We start from the raw sequence: 14,888 nt of genomic DNA on the forward strand, positions 1-14,888 counted from the left end.
CGATTGACCTTCCGCCGCGTTAGCGGCATGACCGAACGCACTCTTGCTCAACCAAAAGTGTACCGGCGCGCCAATATGCAAACCCTCTCGGAAACCTCTAAGGCCGCGGCGGAACGTGTCGCCTCAATCCTGCGAGACCGGATCGTCAAAGGCGACCTTGCGCCCTTGGATCGTTTGGTGGAACGGCGCTTATCGGCAGAGTTGGACGTTTCACGAACGCCAGTGCGCGAGGCGCTGAAGCTGCTGGAAGCGGATGGTTTGATCGAAATCACGCTGCATCGGGGCGCTTTGGTGTCGGTCTTTGGCCCCGATGAAGCGGTGCACCTGTTCGATGTGATCTCAAGTCTTGAAAGCCTCGCCGCCGAACGGCTTGCGGAAACCATCACACCCGACAGCCTGCAAAAGCTGGAAGACTTGCATGGCACCATGCTCGAACAGTTTCGGTCGGACCGGATCAGCGACTATTTCGATAGCAACACGCTAATCCATGATTTCATCGTGACGAGCTGCGGAAACCCCATTGTGATCGCGACGCATAACCGTCTGATCGCCCGCGCGCGGCGTGGCCGTTATATGGCAATCATGAACCCCGAACGGTTAGAACAAGCCGTCGGCGAACATGAAACTCTGATGCAGGCTTTTCGGTCGCGAGATCCTTTGGCAGCCGCCAAAATATGGAAGACTCACCTGTTGCATACGGGTGAAACGCTGGCCGAGGTTTTGGTCCGCCAGGGCGACCGGAACCCGGGTTGATTCCACCCAGCACAATTATTCCCCCTACTCTGCTCATTCGCTCAAACATGAGGCAAAGCTGAGATTTACCGCGCGATTTCCCCTTAAAATATGACTCTTCCGAAATGGCATGCCATTTTTATGGTGAAGTGAAACATCCTGATGGGGGATTTGAAGATGACGAGAAGAACCATGGGCGACCTATCCCGCCGGTCTGTCCTGAAAGGCTCTGCCTATGCCGCGCTCGGGACGCTGGCAACACCAGCTCTGCTGCGAGCGCAAAGCTCTGAACTTGTGATCGGATGCGCCGGATCGCACACCGCATGGATGGAAGAAATTGTCATCCCGCACATGAAGTCGACCATCGGTGCGGACATCCTGTTTGAAGGCACCAAGTCATCGGTGAACCTTGAAAAGATGTCGTCGAACAAGGACGCGCCCTATCTGTCGGTGGTCCAGATGGACGACCCGGTGATGATCCAAGCCGTTGAGGCTGATTTGCTGACACCGATCACTGCCGATGCGGTTCCGAACATGACCGACCTGCGCCCGGACGCAGTGCACATGGATGGCATGTGGTGCAACTACGTGCAGCCTTGGGCAGGTGTTGCCTACAACACCGAATTCGCGCCGGATGGCGTGCCGTCTTGGACCACGCTTTGGTCGCCCGAGGCAAAGGGACAGCTGATTATCCCGTCGCTGCAAAACACCGAAGGGATGTGGACGCTCTTCGCCGCTGCCATGCTCGGCTCTGGCAAACCGTTCTCGGAAGCGCAGTACGAAATCGACGCGGCCTTTGCCAAGCTGGAAGAGCTGAAACCCAACCTTCTGTCCGTCTACACAACGATGAGCCAAGCCTTCAACCTGCTTGAGCAGGGTGAAATCACCATGCTGGCAGGAAATTTCTCGTCCTACGCCCTGCCCCGCAAGAACGAAGGTGTGCCCGTCGACCTCGCCGCGCCATCCGAGGGAATTTTCGCAATGCCGTCAGGTATTTGCCTAGTCAAAGGCGGACCGAACCCTGAACTCGCACAGGCCTATGTCAACGAGATGCTTGGCCCGGACATGCAGTCGGCGATTGCCGATTTTGCATCCTCCGTCCCGGCCAACACGACTGTCACCGCCGGTGCCATCATCCCAGACGGTGTGCCGATTTATTCGCCAGACTGGGCCTTTGTCGCCGCCAACCGTCGAGACTGGATCGAGCGGTTCGACAAGCTGATGGCCCTCTGATCCATGCAGGGCTCCGCAGGGACGGAGCCGGACAAGCGCGCCTATCTCGACGTGGTCGGGGTGGGCAAGGCGTTCAAGGGAACCACCGTGATGTCCGACATGGACTTCCGCGTGGCGAGAGGAGAACTCGTGTCTCTTCTCGGCCCGTCCGGCTGTGGCAAAACCACATTGTTGCGCATCATCGCTGGGCTGACTTCAGCTGATGCGGGCGATATCCTTCTGGACGGGCGCGCGATCACGCGGGTGCCGGCACATCGCCGAAATATCTCGGTGGTGTTCCAAAGCTACGCGCTGTTCCCGCACCTGACCGTGGCAGAAAACGTCGCTTTCGGCTTGCGGGCGCGCAGCGCTCCCAAAGGCTACATCGCCCCAAAAGTCAGCGAGGCGCTGCAATTGGTGCGGATGAGCGACTTTGCAGACCGCCCCGTGGCTGCCCTATCCGGTGGTCAGCAACAACGTGTGGCGGTCGCCCGCGCGCTGGTGGTCGATCCGGTGCTGTTGCTCTTGGATGAACCGTTTTCCGCGCTCGACCGCAAGCTGCGCGAGACCATGCAGGTCGAACTCAAGTCACTGCTGCGCGACCGGAGAATGACAGCGATTTTTGTCACCCACGATCAGGAAGAGGCGATGGGCGTCTCGGATCGCATCGCAGTCATGAATTCGGGCCAGATCGAGCAATTCGCCACACCGTCTGAACTCTACGCCCGGCCACGTTCCTCCTTCGTGATGGACTTTGTCGGCCTGTCGACGCGCATGCGCGGGCGGGTCAGCAAGACCGATGGCCCGGTAATGCAAATCGACACTGCAAACGGGATGGTTCTGGCCCATGGGGATTACGGAGTCGGCACCAAGGTGACCGTCGGCGTCCGCCCGGAACTGATCACGCCCGTTGCCGGAGAAAACACAATCAAGGTTACGCTGGCTGATGCGATGGTGTTGGGTGCAAAGACCCAATTGCACGGCGCAAGCCACCCCGAGGATCGCCTTCTGTGCGAAGTGCCGGGCATCCAGACCAACCTGACCCGCGGAGAGGACGTGACCTTTGGCTGGTCGGTCAAAGACACTTTGGTCTACGAGGCACCACGCTGATGCGGCGGCTGGAACATATCGGGCTGCTGGCCCTGCCGGGGCTCACCTTTCTCGCGGTGATCTTTGCCCTGCCGCTGTTCATGCTGCTGCTCAAGTCGTTTCAGATCGACGGTCAGTTCTCGCTTGAGGAATACCGCCTGTTCTTCACCGACGAGTACAACATGTCAGTGCTTTGGCGGACATTGCGCGTCGCCGCTTTGACGACGATCCTTGCGCTGCTGATCGCCTACCCGACCGCGATCGCAATGTCGCGCGCCAACGGGATCTGGTTGTCGATCTTCCTTGTCGCCATGGTTCTACCGATGTCGGTCGGCGTTGTGGTCAAGGCCTTTGCGTGGTCGATCATCTTTCGCACGCGCGGGGTACTGAACGACATATTGCTGTCTCTGGGTATCGTCGACACGCCGATCCGCATGCTCTTCACAGAAACTGCGCTGATCATCGGGGCGGCCAATGTGTTCCTGCCCTTCATGGTGCTGCCGATCTATGCCGTCCTGCGCCAGATGGACACGCGCCTGCCCGAGGCCGCTGCATCCTTGGGCGCGACACCCGTATTCCGGTTCTTCAACGTCACCTTGCCGCTCAGCCTGCCGGGCGTAGTGGCGGGATGCGCCTTTGTCTTCTCGCTCGCCGTGTCGATGTACGTCATTCCATCGTTGATCGTGGGCGAACGGCAGCAAACGCTGTCGATGCTGACCGCGCGATCCTTCCTCTACCTTCGCAACGAAGCACTGGGTGCCACGATCTCGTCCATCCTGCTGATCATCGCGATCTCGGTCGTGCTGGGATCAAGCTGGCTCGCCAATCGTCTGGGGGCACGATCATGACTGGGACGGACCGCCTGTTTCTTGCGATCAGCTGGGCCATCGGGCTGTGCTGCGTGGTGTTCTTGATGCTGCCCATCGTGATCACGGTGGCCGCGTCGTTCACGTCGTCTTCGGTCTACACGCTTCCTCCACCCGAATGGTCGCTGCGCTGGTATCGGTCACTGCAGGAACGATCCGGCTTGTGGGAGGCGGTGACCCTATCGCTCAACCTCGCAGTGGTCTCGACGGCGATTTCGTTGGTGCTGGGCACGCTGGCGGCGGTTGCGGTCGCACGCGGCCGGTTTCGGGGACGCGAGGCAATCGCCACGTTCACCGTGTCCCCGCTGATGATGCCGGGGTTGGTCGTCGGCGTGGCGCTCTTGCAGTTCTTCCGCGAGATCGGCCTGCGCGATGCCTATTGGTCGCTGCTGCTGGGCCATATCGTGATCACCCTGCCTTTCGTGATGCGCACGCTTCTGGCCTCGATGTCGGCGTTCGATTTCTCACTTGTGGATGCGGCGCGCACGCTTGGGCTGTCTTACCCCAAGGCAATTCTCAAGGTGCTGGTGCCCAATCTGGCGCCTGCCTACCTGACCGGGGGGCTGTTCGCCTTTCTGGCATCAATGGACAATTACCCGATCTCGATCTTCCTGACGGACGCTCGCAACAAGACCCTGCCGATCAAGATGCTGCAGTATCTTGAGGAACAGCCTGACCCGTCCTTGGCAGCCATGTCGTCTGGCCTGATCCTGATGGCGGTGATCGCGCTGGTGGTCGGCGCACGGACTGTGGGCCTCAACCGGATGATTCAGGGATGAGGCGCGATCTGAAGGGATATTTCGGCGCAGAACCCGCGCCCTGCTGGCCGGATGAGGCGAGGCTTGCCGTGTCGTTTGTCGTCAATGTCGAAGAAGGCGCGGAACTTTCCATTGGTGACGGGGACGAGCGCAACGAGTCTCGCTACGAATCCGTCGAAGAGGTGAAAGGCGCGCCGGACCCCTGCATGGAAAGCCACTTCGGCTACGGCCCGCGCCAAGGCTACAAGCGAATTGCTGACGCGTTCGAAGCATATGGCGTCAAGGCCACCTTCTCGACTTGCGGACGCGCTGCCGAACGCACGCCATGGCTCATTCGCGATGCGGTGTCACGTGGGCACGAAGTGTCCTGCCACGGTTGGCGCTGGGAAACCCATGCTGGCTGGGACGCCGACAAGGAACGCGCTGTCATCGCCAAGACCCACGCCGCCCTGACCGACATTGCTGGCGTCGCTCCGGTTGGCTGGCACACCCGCTCGGCCACGTCGCCCCACACGCGTGCGCTGCTGATCGAACATGGCGGCTTTACCTATGACAGCAACGCCTATGACGACGACATCCCCTATATGGAGGGTAGCCATGTCGTGCTGCCTTATGCGTTTGACACCAATGACATGCGGTTCTCGCCGGGTGGCGGGTTCGTTCAGGCGCGGGACTTTTCCGACTACGTGATCGCCGGGTTTGACCGGCTGTATGCCGAGGGCGCAACGGCTGCGCGGATGATGTCCATCGGGCTGCATCTGCGCATCATCGGCCGCCCCGCGCGCATCGGCGGGCTTGAGACGGTTCTCGCCCATATTGCGGCCACACCCGGTGTCTGGATCGCGCCACGTCGCGACATTGCCCGCCATTGGGCCGAACAGCATGGAGAGATGACATGAGCGCACTTGACCTGACCGCCCGCGACCTTGCCGCTTCCGTGCGCCATGGGGATGTCACCCCGGCATCCATAGCCGCGGAAACACTGGCCCGCGCGGCAGAGCGCAATCCCGCGATCAACGCCATCTGTCACATGAACCCCGATTTCGAAGCCGAAGCAGAGCTTGTGACGCAGCGCCTTGCCGCCGGGGAACACCTGCCACTGGCCGGGGTGCCTGTGCTGATCAAGGACAACATCTGGGTCAAAGGCTTGCGGGTCTCGCAGGGATCACGGCTCTTTGCAGATCACATCGCGCCGGAAGACGCCGAAGCCGTGCGCCGCCTGCGCGCCGCCGGGGCGATGATACTGGGCATTGCGACCTGTTCTGAGTTCGGCTGCAAGGGCGCCACCAATTCCCCGCATCATGGCATCACGCGCAACCCGGTGGACCTTGCACTGGGTCCGGGCGGATCGTCAGGCGGGTCGGTCGCGGCGGTGGCGGCAGGCATCGTGCCGCTTGCCCTTGGCACCGATGCGGGCGGATCAAGCCGCCGCCCCCCGGCGCATACAGGTCTGTGCGGAATGAAGCCGACTTATGATCTGATCCCGTATGGTCCCAGCTTTCCCGAACCCGTCTGGGGCATTTCCGTGACCTGCCCCATTGCCCGCGACATGGGGGATATCGCACTGGCGATGGAAGTCATGGCGGGCGTTCGGGCTGAGGCACCGGCCACACTCCACATCGCCACCAGCCCCGATTTCGGCACGGGACAGGTGGTCGAACCGGATGTCGCCCAAAACTTTGCCGACGTGGTCAAGGTGATTGGCACAGCGGGCATCGCAATCCAGTCGGCAGAGATCGACTGGGGTGGACTAAAGGGACACGACATCCTGCCGCTGCAATTCGCAGGCCTTGCGCAGGCTTACGGCGATGTATGGCGCAAAACGCCCGAGATTTTCGATCCGATGATCGCCAAGCAGATCGAAACCGGGCTGTCTCTGACCGGCGTAGATGTCGCCGCCGCGCATCAGGTCTCGCACCGGATGCGTGCAAACCTTCGCGCGGCGCTGGACCACTACGGGATCATCGCGACTCCGACCACGCCCTGCCCAGCCTGGAGTGCGGAACTCTCTGCCCCCGAGACCATCGCAGGTCAGCCCGCTGGCCCCCGCGACCATGCTGCCTTCACCCCGCAAGTGAACCACGCGGGCGTGCCTGCCCTGTCCCTGCCCTGCGGCAAGGATCACCAAGGGTTGCCCCTGGGTTTGCAATTGATTGCCCCCGCGGGTCAGGACGGCGCGCTGATCGGCGCGGCACAGATGCTGGAACCTCTCTTGAAGGAACTCAACTGATGCGTCTGTTGATGATCAACCCGAACATGACCGAAGCGATGACGGGACCGATGGCACGGGTCGCCCAGGACCTCGCGGGGGATGCGGCCGAGATCGTGGCGCTGACCGCAGCGCAGGGCTTTCCCTACATTTCATCCCGCGCCGAAGCCCAGATCGCCGGGGCGCATGTGCTTGAGATGATTGCGGATCACCAAGACAGCGTTGACGCCGTCATCGTCGCAGCCTTTGGTGACCCCGGTCTGGTCGCTGCCCGCGAGTTATTCAACCTGCCCGTCGTGGGCATGGCCGAAGCGGCAATCATGACCGCCGCGATGCTGGGTGACCGTTTTTCGGTGGTGACGTTCTCGCCGCACATGGCGCGGTGGTATACCGATTGTGTCCGTCAGACGGGGTTAGAGGCGCGCTTTACAGGTGTGAGATGCCCCAAAATTGCGCCTGCCTCGGTCGACAACGTGGCAACCGCATTGCGGGGTGACCTGATCGACCTTGTCGGTCTGGCCACCTCAGCCGACGGCGCAGATGTGGTGATCCTTGGCGGCGCGCCGCTGGCAGGACTGGCCAAAGAGATGGCATCCGAGGTCGACGGGCTGCTGATCGACCCAATCGCCGCCGCCACGGCGCAGGCGATGAGCCTCGTGCGCCTTGCCCCGGCCTATGGCCAGCGCGTGGCAAGACCGGCTGCCAAGCCTTCCAAAGGACTTTCGCCCGCCCTTGCCAGCATCATCGCAGGAGAACGGGCATGATCCATGATCTGGTGATCAAAGGCGCGCGTGTGGTCACGGCCAGCGGCACAACGCAATGCGAGATCGGCATCAAGGACGGTGTAATCGCCACATTGGGCCATGACCTTGCCGGGGCCGAGGTGATCGACGCCACTGGTCTGATCGCCCTTCCCGGCGGGATCGACAGCCATGTTCATATCTCGCAACCCTCGGGTCCGGGGATCGAGATGGCGGATGATTTCACCACAGGCACCCGCGCAGCGGCTTGCGGCGGCAACACGACCGTCCTGCCCTTCTGCCTGCCAGAAGAGGGCCAGACCCTACGCGAGGCCGTCGCTGCCTATCGCGCCAAGGCCGATGGCAACTGTCTAACGGACGTGGCCTTTCACCTGATCGTCAAGGAAACTGATCCGGTCACCTTGGGGCAAGACCTGCCAGCATTGATCGAAGCGGGTTACACCAGTTTCAAGGTCTTCATGACCTATCAGGGCCTCGCCCTTTCGGACCGGCAAATCCTTGAAGTGATGTCAGTGGCGAAAGCCCATGGTGCCATGGTGATGGTCCATGCGGAAAACGAGGACGCCATCGAATTCCTGCGCGATCGCGCCGAACGCACTGGCGAAACGGCCCCCTATCACCATGCCACCACACGACCGGTGCCAGTGGAACGCGAAGCCACCCACCGCGCCATTTCACTGGCCGAGATCGCGGGCGTGCCGCTGACCATCGTGCATGTCTCAAACGGAGAGGCGACCGAGGAAATCATGCGCGCCCGACAGCGTGGGTTGACCGTCTTTGCCGAAACCTGCCCGCAATACATCACGCTGACAGCAGACGATCTGGACCGCGACGGGTTTGAAGGGGCGAAATATGTCTGCTCCCCGCCGCCCCGCACCCGGGATGAATGGGCCAATATCTGGCGCGGGATTGAAACCGGGGTGTTCGACCTTTTCTCCTCCGACCATTGCCCGTTCCGCTTTGTCGATACCGCAGGCAAGGACGCTCCCGGCGCGCGCCAAAGCTTTCGCAACATTCCCAACGGGATACCCGGCGTTGAGACCCGTCTGCCGATCCTGTTCTCCGAAGGCGTCGTAAAGGGCCGCATTTCGCTTGATCGCTTTGCGGCCCTAACGGCCACCAATCACGCGCGGCTGTACGGGCTGTTCCCACGCAAGGGGGCAATCATGGTCGGCGCCGATGCCGATATCGCGCTTTGGGACCCGTCGCTGACCAAACCGATCCGCCAGAGCGACCTGCATCACGGCAGCGACTACACCCCTTGGGAAGGCTTCACGGTCACCGGCTGGCCCGTGCGCACCCTTTTGCGCGGCGTAACGACGATGCGGGACGGAGCGCCGGTCGCGCCGCCAATGGGCCAACACCTGACGCGGGAGGCCCCTGATGTGCTGCGCTGACCTGACCCGCTGCCCTGCCTGCCAAAGACTATTCCAATGACCAAAGAACTCGCCACAACCCGGCTGGGCATGCTGACGCCCTCGTCCAACACAGTGCTGGAACCGATCACCGCCGCGATGCTGCACGACCTGCCGGACGTCACAGCCCATTTCGCGCGCTTTCGGGTCGTCAAAATCTCCATGGAAGACGACGCGCTGGGTCAATTCACCAACGAACCGATGCTCGCGGCGGCGGACCTGCTTGCAGATGCAAAGGTGCAGTCGATCTGCTGGAATGGCACCTCTTCGGGCTGGCTTGGGTTTGATACCGACCGAACGCTGATCGCAGAAATTGAGCAGCGCACCGGTGTTCCCGCCTGTTCGTCCGTGCTTGCGATGAACGAACTGTTCGAAAAACTGGGCGCGACCCGTGTCGGTCTCGTCACGCCGTATTTGCCAGAAATTCAAAAGCGGATCATTGCCAATTATGCGGGCCACGGGATTGACGTGGTTGCAGAACGACGTCTCAACGATCCCGGCAATTTCTCGTTCGCCACCTATAGCGAGGCGCATATCCTGCAGCTGTGTCGCGAAGTGGCCGCGGCAAAACCGCAGGCCATCGCGATTTACTGCACGAACTTCCGGGGCGCTTGGGTCGCCGAACTCATCGAATCCGAGACCGGTATTCCGGTACTCGACAGCGTGTCCACCGCGCTTTGGAAATCCATGCTGGTGGCGGGCGATGATCCGGCCCGCATTCGCGGCTGGGGACGTGTGTTTGATGTCTGACCGCGATCTCATCGGATACGGGGCGCAGCCGCCCAAAGTGATCTGGCCGAACGGGGCACGCGTTGCCGTTGCTGTGGCTGTCAACTTTGAGGAAGGGGCCGAGCTTCAGGTGGGCGATGGCGACCCTGTGTCCGAACGCGTGGGCGAGATCGTCAGCGTCGTCAAAGAGGGCAGCCGCGATAAGGGGCAAGAACAGCTTTTCGCCTATGGAACGCGGGTCGGGTTGTGGCGGTTTCTTGACGCCCTGCGCCGAACCGAAACGCCTGCCACATTCCTGATGTGCGGCCGCGCGGTTGAACGCAGCCCCATGCTTGCCCGCGCCATCACCGACGCCGGACACGAGGCGGCAAACCACGGCTGGACGTGGCGGCCACATTCGGATTACGCCGATGCCGCGACGGAACGACAGGATCTGCTTCGCGCGACCGACGTCATCGAACAGGCAACCGGACAGCGCCCACGAGGGTTCTTCTGCCGGGGATCAGAAAGCGCCTGGACGCGCACTTTGCTGGCCGAGGCGGGCTATCTCTATACCTCCAACGCCTTTGATGACGATCTGCCGTACAGCGATCCAAGCGGCCTGACCATCGTGCCGTACAACCTCGACACCAACGACATGAAATTCTTTCATCCCAATGGCTTCGTCCGCGCAGCTGAGATGGTGGATTATATCCGCGATGCGGTTGAGCAGCTGCTGATCGAAGCCGAGCGCGGCAGGTCCTCCACACTCTCTATCGGATTTCACCTACGCATCAGTGGCAGGCCCGCCCGGTTCCGGGCTGTGACTGAAATCCTCGAATATCTGGCCTCACTCGAAGACCAGATCTGGCGGGCGCAACGCATCGACATTGCCCGTCACTTTGCCGCGTCCTCCCCTGCGGCCAATACATCTCAGACCCGACAAGGAGACATGACATGAAGACGACGATCCTCGCCTCTGCACTGGCGCTGGCCACGGCGCTGCCTGCCATTGCCGAAACCGAAATCCGGGCCACTGGCCTTGTGTCGACGCACAAATTCCACACCGCGCTCGAACAGGAATTCTACGCCTCGCTGGCAGAAAAGACCGGCATTCCGCTGGCCATCAACTTCAACCCGCAGGACGTCATGGGCGTCGACATGCAGGACACGCTGCGCATGGTACGCACCGGCGCGTTCGACATCGTACAAAGCACCGTGGGCGCCGCCGCCCGCGATGATGCCTTTCTCGAAGGGATCGACCTGATCGGCGTATCAACGGACATGGATCAGTTGGCCGACGTGATCGAGGCCTTCCGCCCCGAACTGGAAAAGCGTGTTGCCGAGAAATTCAATGCAAAGCCATTGGCCGTCTGGCCCTATGGCCCGCAGGTGTTCTACTGCAACGCCGAAATTGCCTCGCTTGATGACTTCGAGGGCCTCAAGGTCCGCAGCTATACCGCGTCGATGTCCACACTGCTTGAAGCGCTGGGGGCAAGCCCGGTGACCATGAGCTTCAAGGAAGTCTACCCTGCCCTGCAACGCGGTGTGGTCGATTGTGCCATCACCTCGCCCACATCCGGCAACACCGGCAACTGGCCGGAAGTCACCACGCATTTCCTGCCCTTGGGCATTTCGTGGTCGGTAAATGCGCATTTCATCAATCTCGATAAATGGAACAGCTTCTCGGACGAGGAAAAAGCCAAGCTGGAAACCGAATTTGCTTCTTTCGAGCAAGCGTTCTGGGATCTGGCCCGTGAAAACAATGGCTGGGCCACTGCCTGCAACACCGGCGGCGAAGGCTGCGAGAATTTCACCCCATTCAACATGGTTCTGGTCGAACCCAGCGCCGAGGATCAGGCCAAGGTGACCGCCGCCACCATGGAAAAAGTGCTGCCGGGATGGGCAGAAAGCTGTGATGCCGGGTTCGCGGATTGCTCCAAGATCTGGAACGCCACTGTTGGTGCTGCACGCGGCATCTCGCTGAACTGAGCAAAGGCTGAACTGGGCACGCCATCGCGCGCCCAGTTCCGACAATAAGGAAATCGCCCGCAATGCGACTGATTGGAATTCTCGGTGGATATGCCTGTCTGGGCCTGTCCTTCCTGATCGTGTTCGAAATCCTCGCGCGCAAGCTGTTCAACTTCTCGCTTCAGGGTGTGGACGAAATCGGAGGCTATGTCGTCGCGGTTGCGGGCACCTTCGGCATGGCGCTGGCCGCGGTTGAACGCGCCCACACGCGCATTGACGTCCTGTTGCTGCGTCTACCGTTCAAGATGCAGGCCGCGCTCAACTTGCTGGCCTATGTGGCACTTGGACTGGGGGCTGCCTTCATGGCGTATATGAGCTGGCAAACCCTATCCGAAAGCCTTCTGTTCAACTCTGTCTCGTCCAGCCCGTTGCAGACACCGCTATGGATTCCGCAATCACTATGGGTGGCGGGTCTGGTCGTCTTCGCCATCGCCGCACTCTGGTCCGCCTGCCGGGGCGTCTTTGCCTTGCGAAATGGACTGGAGGCCGCAAGCCGGGCATTGGCCCCGCCCAGCATCGCAGAAGAAATCGAAGAGGCCCGCAAATGATCGACGTCACCGGCGCAACCATCGGGTTCGTGATCATGCTTGGCCTGATGTTCATCGGCCTGCATGTCGGCATTGCGATGCTGGCCACAGGTATTCTGGGTGCACTGGTCTATTTCGGCCCACCTGTTTTGATGTCCTTTGGCACGAACCTTTGGGCCACGATGAACGACTTTCTGCTGACCACGATCCCGTTATTCGTGCTGCTGGGTGAAATCCTGCTCCGAGCAGGGATCACCCGCAATATGTATGACAGCCTGTCGGATTGGCTCAGCCGCCTGCCCGGTGGGTTGCTGCACACCAATATCGGTGCGTGTGCGATGTTCTCGGCCGTGTCCGGATCTTCCGTCGCGACAGCCGCCACCATTGGCACCGTGGCCTTGGACGAATTCAAACGCCGCGCCTATCACGAACCCTTGGTGCTTGGCACCATCGCGGCGGGGGCAACGCTTGGCATTCTCATTCCGCCTTCGGTGAACCTGATCATCTATGGCGCGTTAACCAACACGTCGATCGGGCAGCTTTTTGCGGCGGGCATTCTGCCTGGGCTGATGCTGACGGCACTCTTTATGCTGATCATCGCACTGATCGTGTTGGTGCGTCCGTCATTGGCCGAACCCGTGCAACCCCCGGCCTCGCGCGCCGACCGGTTACGCCGTCTGCGTCACCTGCTGCCACCACTGGCGATCTTCGTGGTCGTTATGGGCGCCATCTATGGCGGCTGGGCCACCCCGACCGAAGCCGCCGCAATCGGCGTGGTCATGGCATTCGGGCTGGCATGGAGCAACAAGGCGCTTAGCTTTGCCATGCTGCACGCGGCCTTCATTGCCACGATCAAAACCTCCGCGATGCTGCTTTTCATCATCACAGCGGCGTTCTTTCTGAATTTCATCGTCGGATTGCTGGGCGTGCCCCAAGCGATGAGCCGGGTCGTCACCAACCTTGGCCTTTCGGCCACCGAGATGATCCTGATCCTTGTCCTGTTCTATCTGGTCATGGGGTGTTTTTTGGAAACCCTTTCGATGATGGTGGGCACGATCCCGGTCGTGATGCCGGTTATCCTGCATCTGGGCATTGACCCGGTCTGGTTCGGGATATTCCTTGTCATCATGATGGAACTGGCGTTGATCACGCCCCCGGTCGGCATGAACCTTTATGTTGTCCAAGGCGTGCGCGGACGCGGAGAGCTGGCGGATGTTTATCGCGGAATCCTGCCGTTTGTGTTCGCGATGCTTGTGATGATCGGCCTGATCATCATCTGGCCGCAGATCGTACTGGTGGTTCCGGAGTGGCTCTATTGACCCCGCTTGACCGTGCAGACCGGCTTTTCGCCGAATTGGCAACGCTCAGCGCCGATGTGCCGGGGGTGACCCGGGCCAGCTTTGGCCCGGTCGAAGACGCCGCCCATGCGATGATCACCCGCGAGGCCGTGGCGCTGGGGTTGGAAACCCGGACCGACGCGATCGGCAACCTCTACGTGACCTTGCCCGGAGCAGACCGCGACGCCCCCGCGCTTATGACCGGATCCCATCTCGACTCGGTCCCACATGGTGGGAATTTCGATGGCGCGGCCGGAGTCATAGCCGGATTGGTGCTGCTTGAGCGGTTGCGCGACGGGCCTCAGCCCCCGTGCGACGTGACGTTGATGGCCATTCGCGCGGAAGAAATGATCTGGTTCCCTGAACATTACCTTGGCAGCCGCGCCGCGTTTGGTGTGCTGCCCACAGACGCGCCGGACCGCGTGAAGCGCAGCGATACGGGCCGCAGTCTGGCAGAGCACATGATTGAAGCCGGGTTTGATCCGCAGACAATCCGCGACGGTCAGCCCCAGCTTGACCCCAATCACATCGCCGCCTTTGTCGAAGTGCATATCGAACAAGGCCCAGTGCTTGTCGAAGTCCAGCGCCCGGTGGGCATTGTCACGGCAATCAGGGGCAACATCCGGCACAGGTTCTGCCGGATTGAGGGTGAAACAACACATGCGGGCGGTGTTCCGCGCCAAAGCCGCAGGGATGCGGTTCTGGCTGGCGCGGAATTGGTCCACGCGATGGAGACCTATTGGCTCGAAGCCGAAGCCAAGGGCGATGACATGGTGCTGACCTTGGGGGAATTCACAACCGACCCCAAATTGCATGGCATCACCAAGGTGCCCGGTCTTCTGACCTTCACATTGGATGTGCGCAGTCAGGACGATACCGTTCTAAACCTCTTCGAACATTGGGTGCAGAAACAGGCCAGTGATATCGGCGAACGCCGTGGCGTACGGATTGATCTTGGGCCGTACACGCAAGCCGCCGCCGCACCGATGACTGCCAGCATCAGGCGTGGCCTCGTCATCGCGGCAGAGCAGTGTGCCATCGACATCCTCGAATTGCCGTCAGGCGGTGGGCATGATTGCGCGACCTTCGCAGACCAGGGAGTGCCATCAGCGATGGTTTTCATTCGGAACGAGAATGGCAGCCACAACCCCGCAGAGGCGATGGACCTCAGCGATTTCGGTCACGCCTGTGACGTGCTTTATGCTTGGGCGCGCAGTTACCTGAAGGTGTAAGCGGTTCGGGC

At 61.1% G+C, this 14,888-nt stretch carries 15 protein-coding genes; all 15 read left to right on the top strand.

The window, feature by feature from the left end:
- Window positions 1-75: 75 nt before the first annotated feature.
- The 15 genes from ACK3EW_RS12660 to ACK3EW_RS12730 all read left to right on the top strand — a co-directional run bounded on the left by ACK3EW_RS12660 (window position 76) and on the right by ACK3EW_RS12730 (window position 14,877).
- Window positions 76-753: a GntR family transcriptional regulator gene (locus ACK3EW_RS12660; RefSeq protein ID WP_493806505.1), complete on the top strand. Its 678-nt coding sequence runs from the start codon at window positions 76-78 to the stop codon at window positions 751-753.
- A 156-nt stretch (window positions 754-909) separates the two neighbouring features.
- Window positions 910-1,965, top strand: coding sequence for an extracellular solute-binding protein (locus ACK3EW_RS12665; RefSeq protein WP_493806506.1), 1,056 nt, complete (start codon window positions 910-912; stop codon window positions 1,963-1,965).
- A gap of 3 nt (window positions 1,966-1,968) precedes the next feature.
- Complete coding sequence (locus tag ACK3EW_RS12670; RefSeq protein ID WP_493806507.1) at window positions 1,969-3,054, top strand: ABC transporter ATP-binding protein; 1,086 nt, start codon at window positions 1,969-1,971, stop codon at window positions 3,052-3,054.
- On the top strand, window positions 3,054-3,881 hold the full coding sequence (locus ACK3EW_RS12675) for an ABC transporter permease (protein WP_439119181.1): 828 nt from the start codon (window positions 3,054-3,056) through the stop codon (window positions 3,879-3,881). The genes ACK3EW_RS12670 and ACK3EW_RS12675 overlap by 1 nt, the downstream gene beginning before the upstream one ends.
- Window positions 3,878-4,678, top strand: a complete 801-nt coding sequence (locus ACK3EW_RS12680; protein ID WP_085628574.1) for an ABC transporter permease — start codon at window positions 3,878-3,880, stop codon at window positions 4,676-4,678. Before ACK3EW_RS12675 ends, ACK3EW_RS12680 begins: the two co-directional genes overlap by 4 nt.
- A complete protein-coding gene (locus ACK3EW_RS12685; protein ID WP_493806508.1) occupies window positions 4,675-5,556 on the top strand; it encodes a polysaccharide deacetylase family protein in 882 nt (293 codons plus the stop codon). Before ACK3EW_RS12680 ends, ACK3EW_RS12685 begins: the two co-directional genes overlap by 4 nt.
- Complete coding sequence (locus ACK3EW_RS12690) at window positions 5,553-6,887, top strand: amidase (protein WP_493806509.1); 1,335 nt, start codon at window positions 5,553-5,555, stop codon at window positions 6,885-6,887. Before ACK3EW_RS12685 ends, ACK3EW_RS12690 begins: the two co-directional genes overlap by 4 nt.
- Window positions 6,887-7,630 carry an aspartate/glutamate racemase family protein gene (locus tag ACK3EW_RS12695; RefSeq protein ID WP_493806510.1) on the top strand — a complete coding sequence of 248 codons (744 nt, stop codon included), beginning with the start codon at window positions 6,887-6,889 and terminating at the stop codon, window positions 7,628-7,630. Before ACK3EW_RS12690 ends, ACK3EW_RS12695 begins: the two co-directional genes overlap by 1 nt.
- A complete protein-coding gene (gene hydA, locus ACK3EW_RS12700) occupies window positions 7,627-9,024 on the top strand; it encodes a dihydropyrimidinase (RefSeq protein ID WP_493806511.1) in 1,398 nt (465 codons plus the stop codon). The genes ACK3EW_RS12695 and hydA overlap by 4 nt, the downstream gene beginning before the upstream one ends.
- Before the next feature lie 36 nt (window positions 9,025-9,060).
- The gene (locus tag ACK3EW_RS12705; protein ID WP_493806512.1) at window positions 9,061-9,792 is read left to right on the top strand and encodes a maleate cis-trans isomerase family protein; all 732 of its coding nucleotides are present in this window, start codon (window positions 9,061-9,063) and stop codon (window positions 9,790-9,792) included.
- Window positions 9,785-10,711: a polysaccharide deacetylase family protein gene (locus ACK3EW_RS12710; protein ID WP_493806513.1), complete on the top strand. Its 927-nt coding sequence runs from the start codon at window positions 9,785-9,787 to the stop codon at window positions 10,709-10,711. The genes ACK3EW_RS12705 and ACK3EW_RS12710 overlap by 8 nt, the downstream gene beginning before the upstream one ends.
- Window positions 10,708-11,742 carry a TRAP transporter substrate-binding protein gene (locus ACK3EW_RS12715; protein ID WP_493806514.1) on the top strand — a complete coding sequence of 345 codons (1,035 nt, stop codon included), beginning with the start codon at window positions 10,708-10,710 and terminating at the stop codon, window positions 11,740-11,742. Before ACK3EW_RS12710 ends, ACK3EW_RS12715 begins: the two co-directional genes overlap by 4 nt.
- A 62-nt stretch (window positions 11,743-11,804) precedes the next feature.
- Window positions 11,805-12,329: a TRAP transporter small permease subunit gene (locus tag ACK3EW_RS12720; RefSeq protein WP_085628566.1), complete on the top strand. Its 525-nt coding sequence runs from the start codon at window positions 11,805-11,807 to the stop codon at window positions 12,327-12,329.
- Window positions 12,326-13,627 carry a TRAP transporter large permease gene (locus ACK3EW_RS12725; protein ID WP_493806515.1) on the top strand — a complete coding sequence of 434 codons (1,302 nt, stop codon included), beginning with the start codon at window positions 12,326-12,328 and terminating at the stop codon, window positions 13,625-13,627. The genes ACK3EW_RS12720 and ACK3EW_RS12725 overlap by 4 nt, the downstream gene beginning before the upstream one ends.
- Window positions 13,615-14,877 carry a hydantoinase/carbamoylase family amidase gene (locus ACK3EW_RS12730; protein ID WP_493806516.1) on the top strand — a complete coding sequence of 421 codons (1,263 nt, stop codon included), beginning with the start codon at window positions 13,615-13,617 and terminating at the stop codon, window positions 14,875-14,877. Before ACK3EW_RS12725 ends, ACK3EW_RS12730 begins: the two co-directional genes overlap by 13 nt.
- Window positions 14,878-14,888: the final 11 nt, after the last annotated feature.

It is taken from the genome of Marivita sp. NO-S04 (genome assembly GCF_059070475.1).